The organism is Phyllobacterium sp., from assembly GCF_037994425.1.
Taxonomy (GTDB): domain Bacteria; phylum Pseudomonadota; class Alphaproteobacteria; order Rhizobiales; family Rhizobiaceae; genus Phyllobacterium.
Window position 1 is genome coordinate 1 of the sequence record NZ_JBBNAM010000368.1, and the last position, 3,083, is coordinate 3,083.

Consider the following 3,083-nt stretch of genomic DNA (forward strand, 5'->3'; position numbering starts at 1 on the left):
CCGGCTCCGACATCGTGCTAGGTTTGCGCGATGTTTCCGGTTCATCGGATTTGATCGCTGAAATCTCGGCCATGGGAAGGAAGGTCCTGCCGGTCCGGTTGGATATCTCCAGGCGCGACGAAATCGAGAACTCTGTCGAAAGAGCGTTGAACGAGTTCGGTCGCATCGATGTGCTTATCAACAATGTCGGCGTTGCGCCGGGTGACCTTGCAGAACGCGTAAGCGAGGAAGCTGTCGACGAGATTCTTCAGGTTAACATCAAGGGCACGTTCCTGATGACCCAGACCGTCGCGCGGCACATGATCGCTCGCAAAGCAGGCCGCATCATCAGCATAAGTTCACAGGCTGGAACCGTCACGCTCCGCGGCGAGGCGATCTATTGCATGAGCAAGGCTGCTATCAATCATCTGAGCCGCTGTCTGGCCGCGGAATGGGCGCCATATGGCGTCACGGTCAACACGGTGGCCCCGACATTCATCTGGACCGATGGGACGAGGCCTGCGCTTGCCGACAAGGAATTTCACGACCAGACGCTCGCGCATATTCCGCTGGGACGGATCGGCGAAACCAAGGATGTTGTCGGCGCGGTTGTCTTCCTTGCATCGCCGGCCGCATCGCTGGTCACAGGTCTGAACCTTCTCGTAGATGGCGGATGGTCCATCGCTTGAGGCAGATCATCTCGCCAAGCTGTTCACCCAGGCGGAGACCTTGTCCGCCATGACCTTCATGTGATCAGCTGCCGTAAAGCCAGATATGCTTTTACGAGGCTTCAAATCGTGATCACCGTCCGCAAGCCAAAGGATCTCGATCGTGTCCGACAGATCGTAACCTTCGACCTCCTCCCTTGTGCCGAATTCATCGCGCGTTCCCTGACATATCAGGGTCGGCGTCATCAGCCCGGCAAGATGCTTGGTACGCAGCTGTTCCGGTTTCCCTGGTGGATGAAATGGATAGCCGAGGCAAAGAAGCCCGCTGATCTCGCCTGCTGCATAAAGATCGTCGGCGATCACGCTGGCGACCCTGCCCCCCATCGATTTGCCGCCGATGATGAGTCGCTGTGTCTTGCTGAGCTCTCTGATCGCGGCAACATATTCCGGCTTTAGCGTTTCGGCACGCGGCGGCGGCTTGCGTCCTGCCGATGTGCGCCGTGCCGCCATGTAGGCGAATTCGAACCGCGCGACACGAAAGCCGGCATCCGCAAGAGCTTTGGCGGTCGCGGTCATGGATGCAGAATCCATTGGCGCGCCCGCCCCATGGGCAAGAAGGATCGTAACAGGCGCATCGGCATCGCCGTCGAACAGAAATCTGTCTTGCATTTTGAACCCGCCCTATTTGGTCGTGACGAGAAGCAGGAAGGCAACGAAAACGACGAGGTGAACGAGGCCCGTCAACACATTGGTCCGCCCGGTCCCGAAGCTGTGGATGCTTATGCCGAGGATCAGGGCAAGCAGCACCGAATCGCCGGCCGGAAGCCCGAGCGTCAATTCGCGTCCGGTGACGACGCTGGCAATTCCGATGGCGGGAATGGTCAGACCGATCGTTGCGAGCGCCGATCCGAGCGCGATGTTCAGGCTACGCTGCAGTTCATTGTTGATCGCCGCCCGGATCGCCGACAAGGCCTCCGGCAAAAGGACGAGCGTTGCAATGAAAGCGCCGACTATCGCATCCGCTTGCTGGACACCAATGGCCTCGAGGCCGCCCTCGACGCCCATCGCCACGCGCTCCGCAAGGAGGACGATGCCGAAGAGCCCGATCATCAGCAGTACGGCGTTGATCCAAGACCCTTCATGCGGATGGGCACGACCGGTATGTGCTCCCTCGGTCTCGGCAAAATCATCGAGAAAATCATCGCGATGCCGAACGGTCTGGGCGAAAACGAAGCTGCCGTAAAGCAAGGCCGAGCAGATGCTGACAAAGGTGAGTTGCAGGGGCGAAAATGTACCCGGTGCATCCTGGAGCGCGAAGTTTGGCAGGATCAGCGTCAGAACGGCGAGCGCCGTAAGCACCGAAAGAATCGCACTCGTACCCTGCCGCTTCAGCTCCTGTTGCCGATGCTGCATGCTCCCGAGCGTGAGGCAAAGACCGACCACACCCGCGCAAACGATCATGACCGTAGAGAAGACCGACTCCCGTGCGAGAGTCGGATTGTTTTTGCCGTGCAGCATCATGGCGAGGATGATCGAGACTTCAACGGTTGTCACCGCAAAGGTCAGCAGCAATGTGCCATATGGCTGGCCAAGGCGCAGAGCCAGCGCTTCGGCATGCTGCAGCACCACGAACACGGTAGCGAGAAGCAGGCAGATGGCGAGCGCGGAAACAAGAATGCCGATGCCATGGCGTCCGGCGCCGACCGGGACCTCCGCCAATTGGATGGTGACCGCAAGGGCGAGACAACCAATCGGGATCAGGTATCGATGGAGTGAAAGGGATCGTGTGGCCATGAATGGTCCGGGTGAAGCGAGAGGCAGGTCATTCCTAGCACTCCTCAATTACTAGGCCTAGTCCGACATGCATTCCGAGGTTGTATTTCGATTTGAAGCAACACGTGCGAAGATCAATGTACTACGTGCGCAGGGAAACCGTGTCGGGGGAGAAAATGAAGCGCCTGCTTGTCGGCCTCGGAGTGGTAGTCGCTGTCTACCTGCTGCTGGCCTATGTTATCCTGCCAATGGCCTGGACCCACTACGAGCGTCAGCCGGGCCTTGCACGGCGTCCGATGGTAACGATGACAGCGGGCGGCATGCCCGGCGATCCGTTGAACGTCGGCCTCATCGGCAGCCGCGAGGATGTCGTACGCGCTATGCATGCCGCCGGATGGTATCCCGCCGATCCCGTCACGTTGCGCTCGAGCATCGATATTATCGGCAGCGTCGTCTTCGATCGGCCCTATACGAGCGCGCCGGTGAGCCCGCTTTTTTACGAGGGGCGCCGAGAGGACCTTGCTTATGAAAAACCGGTGGGTGACAGCGCACGGCACCGTCATCATGTCCGCATCTGGCAAGTGCTTCAATCGGGTGAGGAAGGGCGCCCGGTCTGGCTCGGTTCGGCGACTTTCGACCAGCATGTCGGCGTCAGCGAATATA

The 3,083-nt window shown here is 59.3% G+C and carries 4 protein-coding genes; 2 read left to right on the forward strand and 2 right to left on the reverse strand.

Annotated elements, in window-relative coordinates; genetic code table 11:
* Positions 1 to 668: SDR family oxidoreductase (locus AAAB35_RS24640; RefSeq protein ID WP_340670930.1), on the forward strand; the 668-nt coding region annotated here is incomplete at its 5' end.
* Between the two features lie 6 nt (positions 669 to 674).
* Here AAAB35_RS24640 and AAAB35_RS24645 read toward each other — a convergent pair.
* Together AAAB35_RS24645 and AAAB35_RS24650 are read right to left on the reverse strand one after the other, a co-directional pair.
* A complete protein-coding gene (locus tag AAAB35_RS24645; RefSeq protein ID WP_340670931.1) occupies positions 675 to 1,316 on the reverse strand; it encodes an alpha/beta family hydrolase in 642 nt (213 codons plus the stop codon).
* Positions 1,317 to 1,328: 12 nt separating this feature from the next.
* Positions 1,329 to 2,441 (reverse strand): ionic transporter, encoded by a 1,113-nt coding sequence (locus AAAB35_RS24650; protein WP_340670932.1) that lies wholly within the window; start codon positions 2,439 to 2,441, stop codon positions 1,329 to 1,331.
* A 155-nt stretch (positions 2,442 to 2,596) separates the two neighbouring features.
* Between AAAB35_RS24650 and AAAB35_RS24655 the strand changes: the two genes are divergently transcribed.
* Positions 2,597 to 3,083 (forward strand): LssY C-terminal domain-containing protein (locus tag AAAB35_RS24655; RefSeq protein WP_340670933.1); only part of this gene is annotated, 487 nt, incomplete at its 3' end.

Excerpts from the sequence above, each read along its gene's own strand:
- AAAB35_RS24650 (WP_340670932.1), bottom strand. The coding sequence starts at position 2,441 with ATGGCCACACGATCCCTTTCACTCCATCGATACCTGATCCCGATTGGT.
- AAAB35_RS24645 (WP_340670931.1), bottom strand. The coding sequence starts at position 1,316 with ATGCAAGACAGATTTCTGTTCGACGGCGATGCCGATGCGCCTGTTACG.